The sequence below is a fragment of the Amycolatopsis sp. NPDC003865 genome (genome assembly GCF_053605345.1).
On record NZ_JBSGJA010000039.1, the window covers coordinates 1 to 17,820 of the forward strand.

Annotated in this window: 19 protein-coding genes; 8 read left to right on the forward strand and 11 right to left on the reverse strand. The window is 71.8% G+C overall.

Annotation, left to right across the window (positions count from 1 at the left end; translation table 11 throughout):
* Positions 1-129: 129 nt before the first annotated feature.
* Genes ACWEVP_RS48275 through ACWEVP_RS48285 form a run of 3 tightly spaced genes read right to left on the reverse strand, consistent with a single transcriptional unit; the run spans position 130 to position 2,522 of the window.
* Positions 130-330 (reverse strand): hypothetical protein, encoded by a 201-nt coding sequence (locus ACWEVP_RS48275; protein WP_086680004.1) that lies wholly within the window; start codon positions 328-330, stop codon positions 130-132.
* A gap of 7 nt (positions 331-337) precedes the next feature.
* Positions 338-1,444 (reverse strand): fatty acid desaturase family protein, encoded by a 1,107-nt coding sequence (locus ACWEVP_RS48280; protein ID WP_452069352.1) that lies wholly within the window; start codon positions 1,442-1,444, stop codon positions 338-340.
* 10 nt (positions 1,445-1,454) lie between these two features.
* Positions 1,455-2,522 carry a ferredoxin reductase gene (locus ACWEVP_RS48285; RefSeq protein WP_452069353.1) on the reverse strand — a complete coding sequence of 356 codons (1,068 nt, stop codon included), beginning with the start codon at positions 2,520-2,522 and terminating at the stop codon, positions 1,455-1,457.
* 193 nt (positions 2,523-2,715) lie between these two features.
* On the opposite strand from ACWEVP_RS48285, the gene ACWEVP_RS48290 reads away from it, so the two are divergent.
* From ACWEVP_RS48290 to ACWEVP_RS48310, 5 genes are all read left to right on the forward strand, one after another.
* Positions 2,716-3,333 (forward strand): TetR family transcriptional regulator, encoded by a 618-nt coding sequence (locus ACWEVP_RS48290; RefSeq protein ID WP_452069354.1) that lies wholly within the window; start codon positions 2,716-2,718, stop codon positions 3,331-3,333.
* Positions 3,334-3,456: 123 nt separating this feature from the next.
* On the forward strand, positions 3,457-4,569 hold the full coding sequence (locus tag ACWEVP_RS48295) for a Re/Si-specific NAD(P)(+) transhydrogenase subunit alpha (RefSeq protein WP_452069355.1): 1,113 nt from the start codon (positions 3,457-3,459) through the stop codon (positions 4,567-4,569).
* A gap of 5 nt (positions 4,570-4,574) precedes the next feature.
* Positions 4,575-4,880: an NAD(P) transhydrogenase subunit alpha gene (locus tag ACWEVP_RS48300; RefSeq protein ID WP_043776145.1), complete on the forward strand. Its 306-nt coding sequence runs from the start codon at positions 4,575-4,577 to the stop codon at positions 4,878-4,880.
* Positions 4,877-6,265, forward strand: coding sequence for an NAD(P)(+) transhydrogenase (Re/Si-specific) subunit beta (locus tag ACWEVP_RS48305; RefSeq protein WP_452069356.1), 1,389 nt, complete (start codon positions 4,877-4,879; stop codon positions 6,263-6,265). Before ACWEVP_RS48300 ends, ACWEVP_RS48305 begins: the two co-directional genes overlap by 4 nt.
* Positions 6,262-6,993, forward strand: coding sequence for a lipoate--protein ligase family protein (locus tag ACWEVP_RS48310; RefSeq protein WP_452069357.1), 732 nt, complete (start codon positions 6,262-6,264; stop codon positions 6,991-6,993). Before ACWEVP_RS48305 ends, ACWEVP_RS48310 begins: the two co-directional genes overlap by 4 nt.
* Before the next feature lie 29 nt (positions 6,994-7,022).
* Here ACWEVP_RS48310 and ACWEVP_RS48315 read toward each other — a convergent pair whose 3' ends face one another.
* Positions 7,023-7,415, reverse strand: coding sequence for an Lsr2 dimerization domain-containing protein (locus ACWEVP_RS48315; protein WP_452069358.1), 393 nt, complete (start codon positions 7,413-7,415; stop codon positions 7,023-7,025).
* 139 nt (positions 7,416-7,554) lie between these two features.
* On the opposite strand from ACWEVP_RS48315, the gene ACWEVP_RS48320 reads away from it, so the two are divergent.
* A complete protein-coding gene (locus ACWEVP_RS48320; RefSeq protein WP_452069359.1) occupies positions 7,555-8,949 on the forward strand; it encodes a dihydrolipoyl dehydrogenase family protein in 1,395 nt (464 codons plus the stop codon).
* A gap of 3 nt (positions 8,950-8,952) precedes the next feature.
* On the opposite strand, the gene ACWEVP_RS48325 is transcribed toward ACWEVP_RS48320, so the two are convergent.
* Positions 8,953-10,944, reverse strand: coding sequence for a hypothetical protein (locus tag ACWEVP_RS48325; RefSeq protein ID WP_452069360.1), 1,992 nt, complete (start codon positions 10,942-10,944; stop codon positions 8,953-8,955).
* Positions 10,945-11,216: 272 nt separating this feature from the next.
* On the opposite strand from ACWEVP_RS48325, the gene ACWEVP_RS48330 reads away from it, so the two are divergent.
* A complete protein-coding gene (locus ACWEVP_RS48330) occupies positions 11,217-11,720 on the forward strand; it encodes a DUF3145 domain-containing protein (RefSeq protein WP_364450131.1) in 504 nt (167 codons plus the stop codon).
* Positions 11,721-11,751: 31 nt separating this feature from the next.
* A complete protein-coding gene (locus ACWEVP_RS48335) occupies positions 11,752-12,345 on the forward strand; it encodes a hypothetical protein (protein ID WP_452069361.1) in 594 nt (197 codons plus the stop codon).
* A gap of 46 nt (positions 12,346-12,391) precedes the next feature.
* Here the strand turns inward: ACWEVP_RS48335 and ACWEVP_RS48340 are convergent, their stop codons facing one another.
* From ACWEVP_RS48340 to ACWEVP_RS48365, 6 genes are all read right to left on the reverse strand, one after another.
* Complete coding sequence (locus ACWEVP_RS48340) at positions 12,392-13,642, reverse strand: beta-ketoacyl-[acyl-carrier-protein] synthase family protein (RefSeq protein ID WP_452069362.1); 1,251 nt, start codon at positions 13,640-13,642, stop codon at positions 12,392-12,394.
* Positions 13,643-13,670: 28 nt separating this feature from the next.
* Positions 13,671-13,916, reverse strand: coding sequence for an acyl carrier protein (locus tag ACWEVP_RS48345; RefSeq protein WP_004559006.1), 246 nt, complete (start codon positions 13,914-13,916; stop codon positions 13,671-13,673).
* A gap of 73 nt (positions 13,917-13,989) precedes the next feature.
* On the reverse strand, positions 13,990-14,973 hold the full coding sequence (locus ACWEVP_RS48350; RefSeq protein ID WP_452069363.1) for a beta-ketoacyl-ACP synthase III: 984 nt from the start codon (positions 14,971-14,973) through the stop codon (positions 13,990-13,992).
* Positions 14,970-15,893 carry an ACP S-malonyltransferase gene (locus ACWEVP_RS48355; protein ID WP_452069364.1) on the reverse strand — a complete coding sequence of 308 codons (924 nt, stop codon included), beginning with the start codon at positions 15,891-15,893 and terminating at the stop codon, positions 14,970-14,972. The genes ACWEVP_RS48350 and ACWEVP_RS48355 overlap by 4 nt, the downstream gene beginning before the upstream one ends.
* 182 nt (positions 15,894-16,075) lie before the next feature.
* The gene (locus ACWEVP_RS48360) at positions 16,076-16,513 is read right to left on the reverse strand and encodes a VOC family protein (protein WP_452069365.1); all 438 of its coding nucleotides are present in this window, start codon (positions 16,511-16,513) and stop codon (positions 16,076-16,078) included.
* Positions 16,514-16,597: 84 nt separating this feature from the next.
* On the reverse strand, positions 16,598-17,812 hold the full coding sequence (locus tag ACWEVP_RS48365; protein WP_452069366.1) for a PucR family transcriptional regulator: 1,215 nt from the start codon (positions 17,810-17,812) through the stop codon (positions 16,598-16,600).
* Between the last annotated feature and the right edge of the window lie 8 nt (positions 17,813-17,820).

Consider the following 17,820-nt stretch of genomic DNA (forward strand, 5'->3'; position numbering starts at 1 on the left):
CCCGGCTCCGTCACGGGCCGGGCCCGGGGGGGCCCCCCCCCCTTTTCCCAGTTACCGGGCTGGCACCCACTTTTTCGGGTACCGGCGAGCGCCCCAAGGCCGCCTTGGGGCGCTCGCCGGTACTTCGGGTCAGGGGGTGTCCGGGTCGTCCTCGCGGGCCTTCTGCGCCGCCTCGCGCATCTCGATCACGTCCGTGAGCCAGTCGCCCGTTTCCCTGGCGATGTCGCGGATCGCGCCCGTGATGATCGACGCGATGTTGCCGACGTGCGTCGCCGCTGATTCGGTGATCACCTGCAGGGTGTCCTTCTCGCGCTCGAACTGGCCCACCATGTCACCCTCACGCTGCTCGGAGCTGCCGGTCGGGTTCCACGGTAGTCGGCGACGGCGAGGAAGGCAGGGCCAGCTTCACGATCTTCTTCGCCACCGACCAGAGCTGTTTGTGCAGCGGTCCGGTGTTGTACGGCAGCCCGTACTTCTCGCAGATCGCGCGCACTTCGCCGGCGATCTGGGGGTACCGGCGCGCCGGGATGTCCGGGAACAGGTGGTGCTCGATCTGGTGGGACAGGTTGCCGCTCATGATGTGGAACAGCGGGCCGCCCGTGATGTTCGCCGAGCCCAGGATCTGGCGCAGGTACCACTGGCCGCGCGACTCCGACTCGGTTTCCTCCTCGGTGAAGCTCTCCACGTCCGCCGGGAAGTGGCCGCAGAAGATGATCGCGAACGCCCACAGGTTGCGGGTCAGGTTCGCCGTCGCGTTGCCGAGGAACGTCAGCGGCGCCAGCGGGCCCGTCAGCAGCGGGAAGAGCACGTAGTCCTTGCCGATCTGCCGCCCGGCCTTGCGCACGATCCGCCGCAGCACCGGCACGTTGTCGGCCCACGACCGCGTGCCCTTGACGACGTTCTCGACCTCGAGGTCGTGCAGCATCACGCCCCACTGGAAGAACAGCGCCAGCAGCGTCGCGTACACCGGGTTGCCCAGGTAGTACGGGTGCCACTTCTGGGCGGTGTCCATCCGCAGGATGCCGTAGCCGACGTCGCGGTCCTTGTCGACGATGTTGGTGTAGGTGTGGTGGATGTAGTTGTGCGAGTGCCGCCAGTTCTCGGCCGGCGCCACCGTGTCCCACTCGAAGCGCTGCGAGCTCAGCGCCGGGTCGCGCGTCCAGTCGTACTGGCCGTGCATGACGTTGTGGCCGATCTCCATGTTGTCCAGGATCTTGGCCACCGACAGCGCGCCGACACCGGCGAGCCACGCCGGCGGGAAGAACCCGGCGAACAGCAGCGCCCGGCCGGCGACCTCCAGGCCGCGCTGGGTCTTGATGACGTTGTGGATGTAGTCGACGTCTTCCTGGCCCAGGTCGTCGACGATCCGCTGCCGCAGCGCGTCGAGCTCGCGGCCGAACTCCTCGACCTGTTCCGAGGTCAGGCGGTCCTGCAGACCGGTCATGGCAGTCTCCCTACGCGTCGATCTCGACGTCCCCGACGGGGACGGAGATGCAGAGCTGGATTTCTTCGTCTTCGTCGCCGGACACCTCGCCGGTGCGGGCGTTGCGGACGCGCCCGGCGGTCTTGAGCTGGGTGCAGGAGAAGCAGATGCCCATCCGGCAGCCGTGCTCCGGGGACAGGCCAGCTTCCTCGGCCTGCTCCAGCAACGGCTTCCCCGAGTTCGCGCACTCCCGCCCGCTGCGCTTGAAGCGCACCTGTCCTTCCGCGGCGGCCGTGTCGAAGGTCAACGCCGGCGGCGTGAACTCTTCGGTGTGCACGCGTTCACCCAACTCTTCGCGGACCGCGTCCATCAGCGGCTTCGGGCCGCAGACGAACGCCTCCGCGTCGCGGTACCAGGGTGCGACCCGCGCGAGGTGCTCCGGCGCGAAGAACCCGTTCAGGTCACCGCCCTGGGTGTGGGTGTAGGCGTGCACGACCTTCAGCCCGGGGTGCCGGGCGGCGAGCTCGGCCAGCTCGGTGCGGTAGAGCGCGTCGGCCGGCCCGTTCGAGTACTGCACGAACACGATCTCGCCGGTGTGGCCCTCGGCCACGAGCGTGCGCGCCATGGCGAGCACCGGCGTGATGCCGCTGCCGCCCGCGATCAGCAGCACGCGGTCCGGCCGGGCGGCGGGCAGCGTGAACCCACCGTCCGGAGTGGACAGGTTGACCACCGATCCCACGCCGATCGCGCGGTTGAGGTGCCCGGAGACCAGGCCCTGCTCCTTGACCGTGAACTCCAGTTCGCCGTCGTACTGCGAACCGCACGGCGAATAGCAGCGCGTGCGCCGGACGCCGTCGATCTCCACCTGCACGCGGACGTACTGCCCGGCGGTGAAGCCGGGCCACGCGCGGCTGGGCTTGACGGTCAGCGTGACGGTGTCCGGCGTCTGCTTGCGCACCGCCGTGACCAGGCCGCGGATCTCGCGGCGCACCAGCATCGGGTCGACGAGCTCCAGGTAGCGGTCCATCCCGTGCGGCGTCAGCAGCGCCTCGGCCAGCGAGGCGAGGCTGCGCACGCGCCGGGGGATGAGCGCCGTCATCCGTCCTCCTCGGTTACAGTGAACGACTGTACACTGAATAGTGCACTGCACGAGTGGAGCACCTGTCAACGCGAGACCCCGAGGATGTGACGTGAGCAACGCGGTGGACGCTGTGTTCAGCGGGGCTCCGCCCCGAACCCCGGCAGGGGGCAGGCCCCCTGCACCCCCAAAAGAAGTCCGTACGCTGGACCCCGTGTCCGAAGAGCCGGTGAGCCGTCAGGAGCGCAAGCAGCGCACGCGCCAGGCGTTGCTGGACACCGCCCTCGACCTGCTGGCCGACCGCCCCTTCGCCACGCTTTCCCTGCGGGAGGTCGCGAAGGGCGCCGGCCTCGTCCCGACGGCCTTCTACCGCCACTTCGCCTCGATGGAGGAACTCGGCGTCGCGCTCGTCGAAGAAGCGACGCGCACGCTGCGCGGCATGATGCGCTCGGCGCGCACCGACCCGGACACCTACCAGGGGATGATCAGCGCCTCGGTGGCCACGGTGCACCAATTCGTCCGCGCGCACGAAGACCATTTCCGGTTCCTGACACGTGAGCGCTACGGCGGCGGTCCGCTAGCCCGCTCCATCGCGGTGGAGCTGCGGATGTTCTCCGGCGACCTCGCGATCGACCTCGCGCGGTTCGCGCCGCTGCGCGCGTGGAGCACCGAAGACCTGCACATGCTGGCCGACTTGATCGTTTCCGCGATGATCACGACGACCGTCGAACTGCTGGAAGCCCGCCCAGGTGAGGACGAGAAAATCACCGGAACGGCGGAAAAACGGCTGCGGTTGATCCTGCTCGGGATCCCGCACTGGAAATCCGCCTGAACACATTCCGCACGGCACCCGTATTTCCCGGCACAACCCCCGGACTTGCGACCCAGGTCACTGGGGACTGCCGGTCCGGCGTGGTACAACCCTCGGATCGTGCCTCGCCGATGAGGAGGTCGTGTGGCGGACAGCGAACAGCATCAGCAGCTCACCGTGGGTGTGGTGGCCGAGTCACGCCCCGGGGAGCGCCGGGTGGCCATGGTGCCCAAACTGGTCGGGAGGCTCGCCCAGCGCGGGCTGCGCGTCCTGGTCGAACCGGGCGCCGGGTCCGGTGCGCACCTGAGTGACGACGCGTACACCCAAGCGGGCGCCGAGCTCGGCGACGCCTGGGGCGCGTCGATCGTCGTCAAGGTCAACCCGCCGAACCCGGCCGAGGTCGCCAAGCTGAGCCGGGGGTCCGTGCTCATCGGCTTCCTCGACCCGCGCGGCAACCCGGACGGGCTCGAAAAGCTCGAAGAAGCCGGCCTGCGCGCCTTCGCGATGGAGGCGGTCCCGCGGATTTCGCGGGCGCAGGCGATGGACGCGCTGTCGTCGCAGGCCAGCATCGGCGGCTACCGCGCCGTCCTGCTCGCGGCGCAGAAGCTCCCGCGGTTCTTCCCGATGCTCACCACCGCGGCGGGCACCGTCCCGCCGGCCAAGGTGCTGGTCCTCGGGGCCGGTGTCGCCGGCCTGCAGGCGCTGGCGACGGCGAAACGGCTCGGCGCGCAGACCACCGGTTACGACGTCCGGCCCGAGGTCGCCGAGCAGGTCAAGTCACTCGGCGCGCAGTTCCTCGACCTCGGCATCGAAGCGGTCGGCGAAGGCGGGTACGCCCGCGAGCTGACGGCCGAGGAGCGCGAAGAGCAGCAGCGGCGGCTCACCGAAGCCATCACGAAGTTCGACGTCGTGATCACCACCGCGCTGGTGCCGGGCCGCAAGGCGCCGACGCTGGTCACCGCGGACGCCGTCAAGGGCATGCCCGCCGGGTCGGTCGTGGTCGACCTCGCCGGCGAGACCGGCGGCAACTGCGAGCTGACCAAGCCGGGCGAGGACGTCGTGGAGCACGACGTCACCATTTCGTCCCCGCTGAACCTGCCCGCCGAAATGCCTTCGCACGCCAGCGAGCTGTACGCGCGCAACGTCACCGAGCTGCTGGAGCTGCTCGTGACGAAGGAAGGCGCGCTGGAGCTGAACTTCGAAGACGAGATCGTCGCCGGTGCCTGCGTGGCCGGGCGCGAAGGGAGCCCGTCGTGAGTCCCCTGGTGCAGAACCTCGCGGTGCTCGTGCTCGCCGGGTTCGTCGGCTTCGCCGTCATCTCGAAGGTGCCCAACACCCTGCACACCCCGCTGATGTCCGGCACCAACGCCATCCACGGCATCGTGCTGCTCGGTGGCCTGGTCGTGCTCGGCCTCGGCGTCGACGGCGTCTTCAACAAGATCCTGCTGGTGATCGCGATCGCCTTCGGCACGATCAACGTCGTCGGCGGGTTCCTGGTCACCGACCGGATGCTGTCGATGTTCAAGGGCAAGAAACCCGCCCCGGCCGATGAGGAGGAGACGAAGTGACCGACTTCATCGCGATCCTCTACATCATCGCGTTCGCCCTCTTCATCTACGGCCTGATGGGCCTGACCGGCCCGCGCACCGCCGTCCGCGGCAACTGGATCGCCGCGGTCGGCATGGGCATCGCCGTGATCGCGACCCTGCTCACCCCCGGGATGGGCAACTGGGTGCTGATCGCGCTCGGCGTCGGGATCGGCGTCGTGGTCGGCGTCCCGTCGGCGCGCAAGGTCAAGATGACCGCGATGCCGCAGATGGTGGCCCTGTTCAACGGCGTCGGCGGCGGGGCGGTCGCGCTCATCGCGTGGGTCGAGTTCAACCACACCGACGGCTACGCGCACGAGCCGCTCTACATCTCGATCGCGTCCCTGTTCGCCGCGATCATCGGCTCGATCTCGTTCTGGGGCTCGAACGTCGCGTTCGGCAAGCTCCAGGAGCTGATCAGCGGCCGCCCGATCACCCTCGGCAAGCTGCAGCAGCCGGTCAACCTGCTGCTCCTGGCGATCGCCGTCGTCTGCGCGGTGCTGATCATCACCGGCGGCGACAGCGAGCTGCTGATCATCGGGCTGCTCGTCGCGGCGGGCATCCTCGGCCTCACCGTCGTGCTGCCGATCGGCGGCGCGGACATGCCGGTCGTCATCTCGCTGCTGAACGCCTTCACCGGCCTGTCGGCGGCGGCGATGGGCCTGGCGCTGGACAACACCGCGCTGATCGTGGCGGGCATGATCGTCGGCGCGTCCGGTTCGATCCTGACCAACCTGATGGCCAAGGCCATGAACCGGTCCATCCCGGCGATCGTCGCGGGCGGCTTCGGCGGCGGCCCGGCGGTCGCGGCCGGCGGCGGCGCGAAGGAAGCCCGCCCGGTGCGCTCGACGAGCGCGGCCGACACCGCGATCCAGATGGCCTACGCCAGCAAGGTCGTCGTAGTGCCCGGGTACGGCATGGCCGTGGCCCAGGCGCAGCACACCGTCCGCGAGATGGCGAAGCTGCTGGAGAAGAAGGGCATCCAGGTCGCCTACGCGATCCACCCGGTCGCCGGCCGGATGCCGGGGCACATGAACGTGCTGCTCGCCGAGGCCGACGTGCCGTACGAGCAGCTCAAGGAGATGGACGAGATCAACTCCGAGTTCGCCCAGACCGACGTCGCGCTGGTGATCGGCGCGAACGACGTCACGAACCCGGCGGCGCAGACCGACCCGAGCTCGCCGATCTACGGGATGCCGATCCTCAAGGTCAACGAGAGCCGGTCCGTGATCGTCTTGAAACGCGGGATGGCGTCGGGCTTCGCGGGCATCGACAACGACCTGTTCTACGATCCGAAGACCAGCATGCTCTTCGGGGACGCCAAGTCGTCGGTGGGCGAGATCGTGGAGGAACTCAAGGCGCTATGACGACCGGGTCGGATGTGCGTGCCGCGTTCACCGACCCCGCGGAGAACCTCGCGTTCGACGAAGCGCTCCTCCGGGTTGCGCCCGAGTCACCGGTGCTGTGGCTCTGGCGCAACCCGGTTGCCGTAGTGGTGGGGCGCGGCCAGCGGATCGCGCGCGAAGTGCGGGTCGCGGAGTGCGAGCGCGACGGCGTCCCGGTGCTGCGGCGGGCCAGCGGCGGCGGCACCGTGTTCCACGACCCGGGCAACCTGAACGTGACGCTGGTCCTGCCGGGGCCCACCGACCGGCCGCTGGAGACGCTCGGCAAGGTGATGAGCGCCGCCGTCGACCAGCTGGGGCTGGTGCCCCGGATCGGCGACCGCGGCCTGTTCGTCGAAGACGCGAAGCTGTGCGGCTTCGCCGTGTTCCGCACCAAGGGCGGGCTGCTCGCCCACTCGACGCTGCTGGTCGAGACGTCGGCGGCGCTGGTCGGCCGTTACCTGACGACCGCGCCGCCGGACCCGCGTCCGCTCGACTCCCACCGCAGCCCGGTGGCGTCGCTGGCCGAGCACGGGCTGCGGCCCGGGTTCCCGGCGGTCGAGGCGGCGGTGCGGGCGGCGGCGTCGCAGATCCTCGGGACGCTGGTGCCGCGCCCGCCGTCGGCGGCCGAGCTGGCCCGGCAGCGGACGCTGTTGCACACGCGGTACCGCTACCCGGCGTGGCACGCGGACGGCGCCCAGCGCGCGGCCTGACCCCGCTCGGGAGTCTGTCTACTGTGGACTTACTCGGAGGCTGAGAACGTGACGCCCGGCACCTTGCGCGCCGTCGCCCGGGTGGTCTTCTTCGGCTCCGCCGCCTTGCGGGTGCGCGTGGTCTTCGCGGGCTCGGCCTTCGCCCTGGTGGCCTTCTTCGGCTCGGCCTTGGCGGTCACCTTCTTCGGCGTCGCCTTCGCGCGGGGCCGCTTCGCGCCCGGGACGATCCGCGGGCGGCGCTTGCGGCCACCCGTGCGGCGCCCGGCGTCGGCGTAGCGCTGCAGCAGCTCACGCAGCGCGTCGGCGTTGGCGAAGGAGAGGTCGATGTCGTAGTCGATGCCGTCGAGCCCGAACCCGACGGTCTCCGCCGCGGGCTCGCCGGTCAGATCATCCAGCACCCGCACAGCCGTGTTCCTGGCCACGACAAACCTCCCGTGCTCCGAACGTGGTGTTTCGCGCGCACCGGAGCCGACGGCACCCCGGGCCGCCGATACCTTGCAGCTTCTCGACGAGGATAGCCGCTGGCTTGCGCGAACTCGCGTGGTGGTGTGCGCTGATGCCATGTCCGGACAGACTTTTGACGTAGTGGTGATCGGCGCGGGCCCGGTGGGGGAGGTGGCCGCCGAACGGGCGGCCAAGGGCGGCCTCAAGGTCGCGCTCGTCGAGCACGAGCTCTTCGGCGGCGAGTGCTCCTACTGGGCCTGCATCCCGAGCAAGGCGTTGCTGAGGCCGGGAAACCTCCTGGCAGCGGCGAAGCGGATCCCCGGGGTGCCGGTCGGCGACCGGCTCGACCCCGCGGCGGTGTTCGCCCGCCGGGACTGGTTCACCGGCAAGGGCGACGACGCCGGCCAGGTCGAGTGGGCGCGCGGGGCCGGCATCGAGCCGATCCGCGGGCACGGCGTGCTCACCGGTGAGCGGGAGGTCACCCTCGACGGCGACCGCGTGCTGACCGCGCGGCACGCGGTGATCGTGTGCACCGGCAGCGTGCCGAGCAAGCCGTCGATCCCGGGGCTCGAGACGATCCGGCCGTGGGGTTCGCGGGAGGCGACGTCGGCGGAGTCGGTGCCGCGGCGGCTCGGCGTGCTCGGCGGCGGGGTGGTCGGCGTCGAGATGGCGCAGGCGTTCGCCACGCTCGGCTCGGAGGTCCACCTGGTGATCACGGGCGAGCGGCCGCTGCCGAAGAACGCCGCGTTCGCCGGCGACCTGGTCATGCACGGCCTGCGCGAGGCCGGCGTGTACGTGCACACGGAGTCGGGCATCGAGCGGGTCGCCGCGGGCGACGGCGGCACCGAGCTGACGCTGAAGGACGGCGAGACGGTCGTCGTCGACGAGATCCTGCTGGCGACGGGCCGCCGCCCCGCGACGGCCGGGCTGGGCCTGGAGGCGTTCGGGGTCGAGGCGGGCCGCGCGCTGGAGGTCGACGACACCGGCCGCGTGTCCGCAGTGGACGGTGGCTGGCTGTACGCGGCGGGCGACGTCACCGGCCGCGCCCCGCTGACCCACCAGGGCAAGTACGGCGCCCGCGCGGCGGGCGACACGGTGGCGGCGCTGGCCGCGGGTACCTTCTCGGCGGCGGAGCCCTGGAGCAGGTTCACCGCGACGGCCGACCACCACGCGGTGCCGCAGGTGGTGTTCACCGACCCGGAGGTGGCGGCCGTCGGCTTGGCGGACGCGCGGCCGGGGTCGGCCGACCGGGTCGTCGACATCGACATCGCGGTGGCGGGCTCGTCGCTGCACGCGGACGGCTACACGGGCAAGGCGCGGATCGTCGTCGACACCGAGCGGAACGTCCTGCTGGGCGTGACGTTCGTCGGCCAGGACGTCTCGGAGCTGCTGCACTCGGCGACGATCGCGATCGTCGGCGAGGTCCCGCTCGACCGGCTGTGGCACGCGGTGCCGTCGTTCCCGACGATCAGCGAGGTGTGGCTGCGGCTGCTGGAGGCGTACGGCCTCTGAGGGTCACTGGGCGGGCAGGCCGAGGGCGGCCTGCACGGCCCGGGTGAGGCCGGGATCGTCCGGAGTGGACGGTCCCGGCGTCCAGACGGCCTGCACGAGCCGCACGGACGTGCCTTCGACCTTGGAGGCGTAGGCGGCGTTCTCGAAGCGGGGCGCGGGCGTGGCGCCCCACCTGCCGGTCTCGGCGGCGAGGTCGAGCACCCCGCCCCCGCCGGGGGTGTCGGCGACGGCCTTGAAGGCGGCGGCCTGGGCGGCATCGGGGAACTCGACGATCCCGATGGTGACGGCGGCCGCCCGCCCGTCGACGGTGGCGGCGTAGGAGGCGCGCCGGACACCGGAGCAGCTGGTCTGCTGCAGGCTGGCCTGGGCGTCGCCGAAGGCGTGGGAGGCGCAGCGCTGGTCGCGGTCGGCGGCGCGCAGGGAGAACTGCAGGCTCTGCGCGGGCGGAGTGCTGAACGACGACGTCGGCGGCGGCGGGGTCGTGGGAGCGGGCGGGCCGGCCGGAGCGGAGGCGGTGTCATCGCCCGAGGTGGCCACGGCGATGGCGGCGACGACCAGGGCGACGAGAAGGCCGATCGCGGCCAGGGGGATCCAGCGGACGGTCTTCGAGGCCGGAGCGGTCTCGCGGTGAACCGGGCGCGGGGTGGGAAAGGGGCGCGGCGAGTCCCGCGGCGGCTCGGGCGGATTCCCGAAGGGGGCCGAGGCGCTCGCGGTTCGTTCGGTGTGACCGGCCGGGCGAGGTGGTGCGGCGGCGCCCGGGAACAGCGGCGCGGGGAGTTTCTCGGGGGCCGTGGGGGCGGGGAGTTTTTCGGTGCGCTCGAGGTCTTTGGGAGGGGAGAGTTTCTCGGTGCGCTCGGGGTCGATGGGAGAGGGGAGCGTTTCGGTGCGCTCGGAGTCTTCGGGCAGGGGGGAAGGTCCAGCGGGTGAGGCCGGTTCGGCGGGCGCTTCTTCGGCAGGTGCGCCCGGGGCCGGGGCCGGTGGTTTGGGGGCAGGGGAGTCAGGTACGGCTGGGCTTGTGGTGGGTGGGGTCGCCTCGATCGGGGCCGAGGCCGGTGGTTTGGGGGCAGGGGAGTCAGGTACGGCTGGGCTTGCGGTGGGTGCGGCCGCCTCGACCGCGGCCGAGGCCGGTGGCTCGGGGGCAGGGGAGTCAGGTACGGCTGAACCTGCGGTGGGTGCGGCCGCCTCGACCGGGGCCGCGGCGAGCGGCTCCTGGGCGGGTGAGCCTTCGGGGGGTGCGGTCTGCTCGGTGCCGTTCGCCGCGGGCGGTTCTTCGGCGGGTGAGCCCGTCGAGCCCGCAGGGTGCGCGGTCTGCTCGGTGCTGTCCGCCGCACCCCCTTGGCCGGGGACCTCCGGGCCACTGTCCCAAAGGGACTCCGGCGGTGAATCGTCCGTGAACCGGCTGAATCCCTCGCCCAGCAGCACCTCGTCCGAAAACTCCGGGGCGTCTGGGGCCAATCCCCGGATCAGCGCCCGCACCTGGTCCACCGAGCGGGGCCGGTGGGCCGTCGCCAGCGAAACCGTTGCCGCCAGCATCGTCGTCGGGGTCGGGTGCAGCACCCGGACCGGGCCCGCCAGGTCCGTTGCCGGCTGGTCGACCGTTTCCACGTACGGTCCTACCGCGACTATCGTCCCGACCGGCCCCATTCCCGGGACCAGCGAAGCGATCCGCTGCTCGCACGCCTGGGAGATGTCCAGCGCCTCGGTGGCCGGGTTGATCGCGTCGTCGTCGGCCACCAGGGGCCAGCCGTCCGCCCGCCACTCCGCCCCCAGCGGTGCCTCCAGCCGCAGGGCCGGGTCCGGGAGGTCCACGCCGATCACGATGATCACCCCGTGGGGGAGCAGGACCACCGCCTCGATCGGGCGCTCGGTCACCGAGCCGACGCCCACCAGCGCGATCCCGCCGATCACGGTGCTTCCCCGACCGAGGGACGCCAGCGCCGCCCGGACGTCGTCGGCGACCCGGGACTGCTGCCGCTCCAGGCGCACCAGTCGCACCGAAACCCCTCCCTGCTCGTCGTTCCGGGTCATCACGCTAGCGCGCCCGGCCGAATCCCCGGCGCGACACGGGGACGACGCGGCCGGGTGCCCTCCGAAAGTGGTGCCCCGGGTGACTTGTGGTGTTCATGTGGCCAAACAGCACGGTTGGGGTGCAGAATGTGCTACAACGCATCGGAGGCGGCATTCGGGAGCCGCACTGAAGCCGCGCTGCAGCTCGAAGTAGGGCGTAGGGGAAGACGTCCCTCGTCGAGCAACAAGCGGAGGTAGCAGTGAGCACCCGTGGCAGCACCCGAGGTGTGGTGTACGTCCACTCGTCGCCGTCTGCGGTGTGTCCGCACGTCGAGTGGGCCATTTCGGGCACCCTGGGTGCCCGCGTTGACCTGAAGTGGACGGCGCAGCCGGCCAGTCCGGGTCAGCTTCGCGCCGAATGCGGCTGGCGCGCGCCCGCGGGCACCGGCGCCAAACTGGCGGCCGCGCTCAAGGCGTGGCCGATGATTCGGTTCGAGGTGACCGAAGAGCCCAGCGCGGGCGTCGACGGCGAACGGTTCTGCTTCGCGCCCGGCCTCGGCCTCTGGCACGGGCGGACGAGCGCCAACGGCGACATCGTGGTGGGCGAAGACCAGCTGCGCGCCCTCGTCGCCATGACCCGCGGCGGTGAAACCCTCGCGCACAAGCTCGACGAGCTCCTCGCGGCGAGCTGGGACGAGGCGCTCGAGCCCTACCGCCACGCCGGCGACGGCGCCCCGGTGACCTGGCTGCACCAGGTCGGTTAGCGGCGGGACCGGGGCCGGTACGCTCGACGGCGTGACCAGCCCCGCCCCCAGCTCCCGCCAGCGCTGGCTGGTGCCCGTCGTGGTCGTGGTGCTTTCCGTGACCGTCGGCGCCGGCCTGCTGGCCCGCGAGCTCTACCGCCGGCCCGACCAGCCCGCCGGCGAATCCACCGCCGCCTCGGCCACGTCGTCGCCGGCCAGCAGCGGCGCGCCGGCCCCGACGGGCGTCATCCGGATGACCGACGACGCGAAGAACCACCCGCAGGCCGAGGCCGTGCGCGACCTCGTCGACACGTACTTCTCGGCCATCAACGCGCGCGACTACGCCCAATGGCAGACGGTGGTCAGCGAAGAACGCAGGCGCAGCAAGACCGCGGCGGACTGGAAGAAGGACTTCCAGTCCACAAAAGACAGCGACTTCCTCGTCTACCGCATCGAGCGCGGGTCGGGACAGTCGCTGCGGGTGCTGGTCGCCTTCACCAGCACCCAGGACCCCCGGGACGCCCCGACCGACATGCGCGAAAGCTGCCTGCACTGGCGGCTGGTGCTCCCGCTGGTCGTGGAGGGCGGCGCCCTCAGGATCGACACCGTGGACCCCGGGCCGTCACCCGAACACGAAAAATGCTGAAAAAGGGGCCCGGCCGAAGCCGGGCCCCTTTTTCCGACGGTGAAACTCAGGCCGCCGGGGTGAACAGCAGTGCGGTGTTGTGCCCGCCGAAGCCGAACGAGTTGCTGATCGCCGCGCTCAGCTCCACCTTGCGCGCCTCGCCCGACACGACGTCCAGCTGCACCCGCGGGTCCAAATCGGTCAGGTTCAGGGTCGCCGGCACGATTCCGTGGTAGAGCGCGAGGATCGTGATGATCCCCTCGACCGCGCCGGCGCCGCCGACGAGGTGACCCAGCGAACCCTTCGGCGCCGTCACGACCGGGTGCTCGCCGACCGCGTTGCGGATCGCCGCCGCCTCGCCGATGTCACCGACCACAGTGGACGTCGCGTGGGCGTTCACGTGCCCGACGTCCGCCGGGGTCACGCCGGCCATCTTCATCGCCGCGCGCATCGCGGCGATCTGGCCGATGCCCTCGGGGTGGTTGCCCGTGATGTGGTAGGCGTCCGAGGTGATGCCGTGCCCGGCGATCGTCGCGTAGACGCGCGCCCCGCGGGCCTTGGCCTGGTCCGCGCGCTCCAGGATGACCACGCCGGCGCCCTCGCCGAGGACGAAGCCGTCGCGGCTCGCGTCGAACGGCCGCGAAGCGCTCGCCGGGTCGTCGTTGCGCGTGGACACGGTGCGGGCCTGGGCGAAACCGGCCAGCGTGATCGGGTGGATGCACGCTTCGGCGCCCCCCGCGATCACGACGTCGGCGCGGCCGGAGCGGATCATCTCCACCCCGCTCGCGATGCCCTCGGCGCCGGAAGCGCAGGCCGAGGCCGGTGAGTGCACCCCGGCCCGCGCCTTCAGGTCGATGCCGACGTGCGCGGCCGGGCCGTTCGGCATCAGCATCGGCACGGTCAGCGGCGACACCTTGCGGAGACCCTGCTGGTGCAACAGGTCGTTCTGGGTGAGCAGGGTGACCGGGCCGCCGATGCCGGTGCCGATCGACACGCCGAGGCGGTCGGGGTCCACGTCGGTGTGCTCGTCGGTCGGCTCGGTGTACCCGGCGTCGGCCCACGCCTGGCGGGCGGCGATCAGCGCGACCTGCTCGCAGCGGTCCAGCCGGCGGGCCTGGACCCGCGGCAGGACCTCGGCCGGGTCGACGGCCAGCTGGCCGCCGATCTTGACCGGCAGCTGCAGCTCCTCGACCCAGTCGGCCTCGATCGTCCGGACACCGCTCCGCCCGGCCAGCAGACCGTCCCAGGTGGACTGCACGTCCCCGCCGAGCGGTGTGGTGGCGCCGAGACCGGTGATCACGACGTCGATGTTGCTCATGGGAGTCTCCTCAAGGAGGGAAGAGGACTTACTTAGAGTTGGCCGACACGTAGTTCACCGCGTCGCCCACGGTCTTGAGGTTGGCGAGCTCGTCGTCCGGGATCTTGACGCCGAACTTGTCCTCGGCCTGCACGGCGATCTCGACCATCGACAGCGAGTCGATGTCCAGGTCGTCCACGAACGACTTCTCGGCGGTGACGTCGTCCTGAGCCACACCGGCCACCTCTTCGACGATCTCGGCGAGGCCGGCGAGGATCTCAGCGTTGTCAGCCATGGGGTTGTTCCCTTCTCGGTCTTTCTGGGGTCTGTTGCCCTCGGGCGAATGCCCGCGGGGAGCGTAACGGTGATCAGGGGCAGACGAACGCCTGCCCGGCGTAGGACAGGCCCGCGCCGAACCCGACCGCCAGCACCACGTCGCCGGACTTCGCCGTCCCGGCCTTGCGCATGTGGTCCAGCGCGAGGGGGATGGACGCCGACGAGGTGTTGCCGGAGTACTTGATGTCGTCGGCGACGACCATGTCGTCGCGGGCGCCGTTGGCCCGCAGCTTCTTCGCGATCGCCTCGACGATGCGCAGGTTCGCCTGGTGCGGGATCAGCACGTCCACATCGGACGGCTTGAGCCCGGCGGCCTCCAGCGCCTGCATCGCGATCGGCGCGATCTTCGTGGTCGCCCACCGGAAGACCGACTGGCCCTCCTGGTAGATGTACTTGTCGTCGCGCATGTAGATCAGGTCGACGAGGTCGCCCGCGCTGCCCCACGACACCGGGCCGATGCCCGGCTCGTCGGACTGGCCGACGACCGCGGCGCCCGCGCCGTCGGCGAAGATGATCGCGTTGGCCCGGTCGACCGGGTCGACCGAGTCGGTGAGCTTCTCCGCGCCGATCACCAGGACCTTCTTCGCCGAGCCCGCCCGGACGAGGTCGGAGGCGACGCCGAGGCCGTAGCAGAACCCGGCGCAGGCGGCGTTGAGGTCGAACGCGCCGGGGCCGGGGATACCGATCCGCGCCGCGACCTGGGCGGCGGCGTTCGGGATCAGCGTCGGCATGGTGCAGTTCGGCAGGATCACCGTGTCCACTTCGGACGGGTCGACGCCGGCGTCGACCAGCGCGGCGGTGCCGGCGGCGACCGCCATGTCGGTGAGCAGCTCGTCCTTCTCGGCGAACCGGCGCTCCACGATCCCGACGCGGGTCTGGATCCACTCGTCGTTGGTGTCCATGACCTGCGACAGGTCGTCGTTGGTGACGATCTTCGCGGGCTGGTAGCTGCCGACGCCCAGCACGCGGCTGCCGCGCGAGCCGGCGTTGAGGCTCAGGGTGGGTCGGTCGGTCACGAGGCGTCCTCCTGGCGCAGCGCGGCCAGCTCGGCCGGCGTCTTCAGCGCCGTGGTAGTGGTGACGACGCCCTTGAGCTGCCGCTTGACCAGGCCGGTCAGCGTGCCCGCGGGCGCGAGTTCGACGGTGCGGGTGACACCGAGGGACACCAGGCCGTCCATCGTCAGGTCCCAGCGGACCGACCGGGTGACCTGCTTGACCAGGCGGTCCAGGTACTCGGTGCCGCTGGTGACGACCGCGCCGTCGGCGTTCGACAGCAGCGGGCGCGCCGGGTCGGCCGGGGTCAGCTCGGCGGCGTGGGCGCGCAGCGCCTCTTCGGCGGGGGCCATGTACTGCGTGTGGAACGCGCCGGCGACCTTGAGGGCACGGACCTTCGTGCCTTCCAGGGGCTCGGCGACGATCTTCGCGATGGCGTCGGCGGCACCGGAGGCGACGATCTGCCCCGCTCCGTTGCGGTTCGCCGCGGTCAGGCCCTGCTCTTCGAGCCACGCGACGACCTGCTCGGGGTCTCCGAGCATGACCGCGGCCATCGACGTCGGTTCCAGCGCGCACGCCTTCGCCATCTCGGCGCCCCGGACGGCGGCCAGCGCGACGGCGTCTTCGGGCGCCAGCACCCCGGCGATCGCGGCCGCGGCGAGCTCGCCGACGGAGTGCCCGGCGACCGGCGCGTCCGCGGGGACCGGCGCGGTGGCCTGGAGGTGCTCGAAGGTGAGCAGCGACAGCGCGACGATCAGCGGCTGCGCGACGGCGGTGTCCTGGATCTCGTCGGCGTCCGCTTCGGTGCCGAGGCGGAGCAGGTCGAGGCCCGCGCGCTCGGACCAGCGGGCGACGCGCTCGCGCGCGCCGTCGAGGTCGAGCCAGGGCGTGAACATACCGGGGGCCTGGGACCCCTGACCGGGAGCGAGGACTGCTGCTGTCACCCTTCAAGACAACACGTTCCCGGGGTCCCGGCGGGATGCCGACGTTCACAGTGTCTGTCCGGCGTCTTTGTCGGAACCCTCCAAAGACGCGCCGGAGAAGCTCGCGCGTAACCCGGATGCCTTGTCGGGTTCAATCACCTTTCGCTGTTAAGTCCATCACGTGACGCCCGTCTCGGGAAGGCTCAGGCCAGGTTCTCGGCGAGGGTCACGATGATGCCTTCGGGGCCGCGGACGTTGGCGAGCCGGTGGCTGTCCCCATACCGGACCAGCTCGCCCACGAGCTCGGCGCCGTGCGGGCGCAGCCGCGCCAGGACGGCGTCGATGTCGTCGACCGCGAACATGACCCGGCGGATGCCGGGGGCGTTGGCCGGCGCGGGCGGCCCGGCGGCGAGCGAGGCCGGGCTGTGGAACTTCATCAGCTCCAGCCGGCCGTGCCCGTCCGGGGTGCGCACCACGGCCAGGTCGCACCGGACGCCCTCGAGCGCCACGAGCGCGTCCACGTCCGGCCCGCCGACCGTGGCCTCGCCTTCGGGCTCCAGGCCGAGCTCGACGAAGAAGGCGACGGCGGCCGCCAGGTCGCCGACCACGATGCCGACGTTGTCCATGCGCTGGATCGTCATGGGTTCACTCCCGTTCCGGGCGGCCCCCGCGGCCGCTCACGGGCCGGGGACGGCGCCGGTGCCGCGTTCTCGACACGCGGTGGGTCACCAGAGGCCGCGGGCCCGCGCCAGCCTGCCCACGGTCAGCGCGATCCGCAGCACCAGCGCGTCGCGCGGGTCGGTCGCCTGGCAGCCCGTCAGGTCCGCCGCCTTGCGCAGCCGGTACCGGACCGTGTTCGGGTGGACGAACAGCGTCTTCGCGCACGTCTCCAGCACCCCGCCGCTCTCGAGGTAGGCCTCGACCGTGCGCTGCAGCGTCGGGCCCGCCTCCTCCAGCGGCCGCGCGATCGTGTCCACCAGCAGGCGTTCCGCTTCCGCGTCGCCGGACAACGCCCGTTCCGGCAGCAGGTCCGCCGACCGGACCGGCCGGGGCGCGCCCGGCCAGCCGACCACCGCGCGCAGTCCCGACAACGCCTCGGTCGCGCTGTGGTGCGCCTCGGCGAGGGTCGGCATCGTCGGGCCGGCCACCACCGGGCCGTCGGCGAACGCCACCGACATCCGGGCGAGGATTTCGCGTTCCTTCGCGCCGCCGTCGGTCGGGCCGCCGACCACGACCACCAGCCGGGAGCCCTGGACCGACAGCAGCACCGGGCGGCCGACGCGGGCGGCGCGGCTGCGGACCTCGAACACCACCGTCGGCGGGTCTTCCGACGGCGGGTTGCCGACCAGGACCGTCGCGTTCGCCGACGGCTCCCAGCCCAGCGCCGTCGCCCGCGAGAGCACGGACTCCTCGGCGTCGCCGCGGACGATCCCGTCGACGACGAGCGCCTCGAGCCGGGCGTCCCACGCGCCGCGCGCTTCGGCCGCCGCCGCGTAGGAGTTGGCCGCCGCGAACGCGATTTCCCGGCCGTAGCGCAGGATTCCCTCGATCAGCGCCGCGCGTTCGGCCTCGGTCGCCGCGAACTCGGGCAGCTGCTCCTCGAAGACCTCGATGGCCAGGCGCACCATGGCGACCGCCTGGCGGAGGCTGACCCACCGCGACAGCTCGGCCGGGGCGTCGCGGAACGCCTCGGTCGTCAGCTGCAGGGCGCCCTTCGAATCCCGCAGCCAGTCGACGAAGCCCGCGGCGCCCGCCTGGGTGATCAGCAGCACGCTCGCGCGCTGGTCCGCGGGCAGCCGGGCGAACCACGTCAGCCGCCGCTCCATCACCGCGACGCTCGCGCTCGCCAGGCTGCCGGACGCGTGCTCCAGCCGCCGAAGCGTCTTCGCGGAGAGTCCGTGGTGCTTCGGCACCCGGCGCGGGGCGGTGGTTCCATCCATGGCGGACG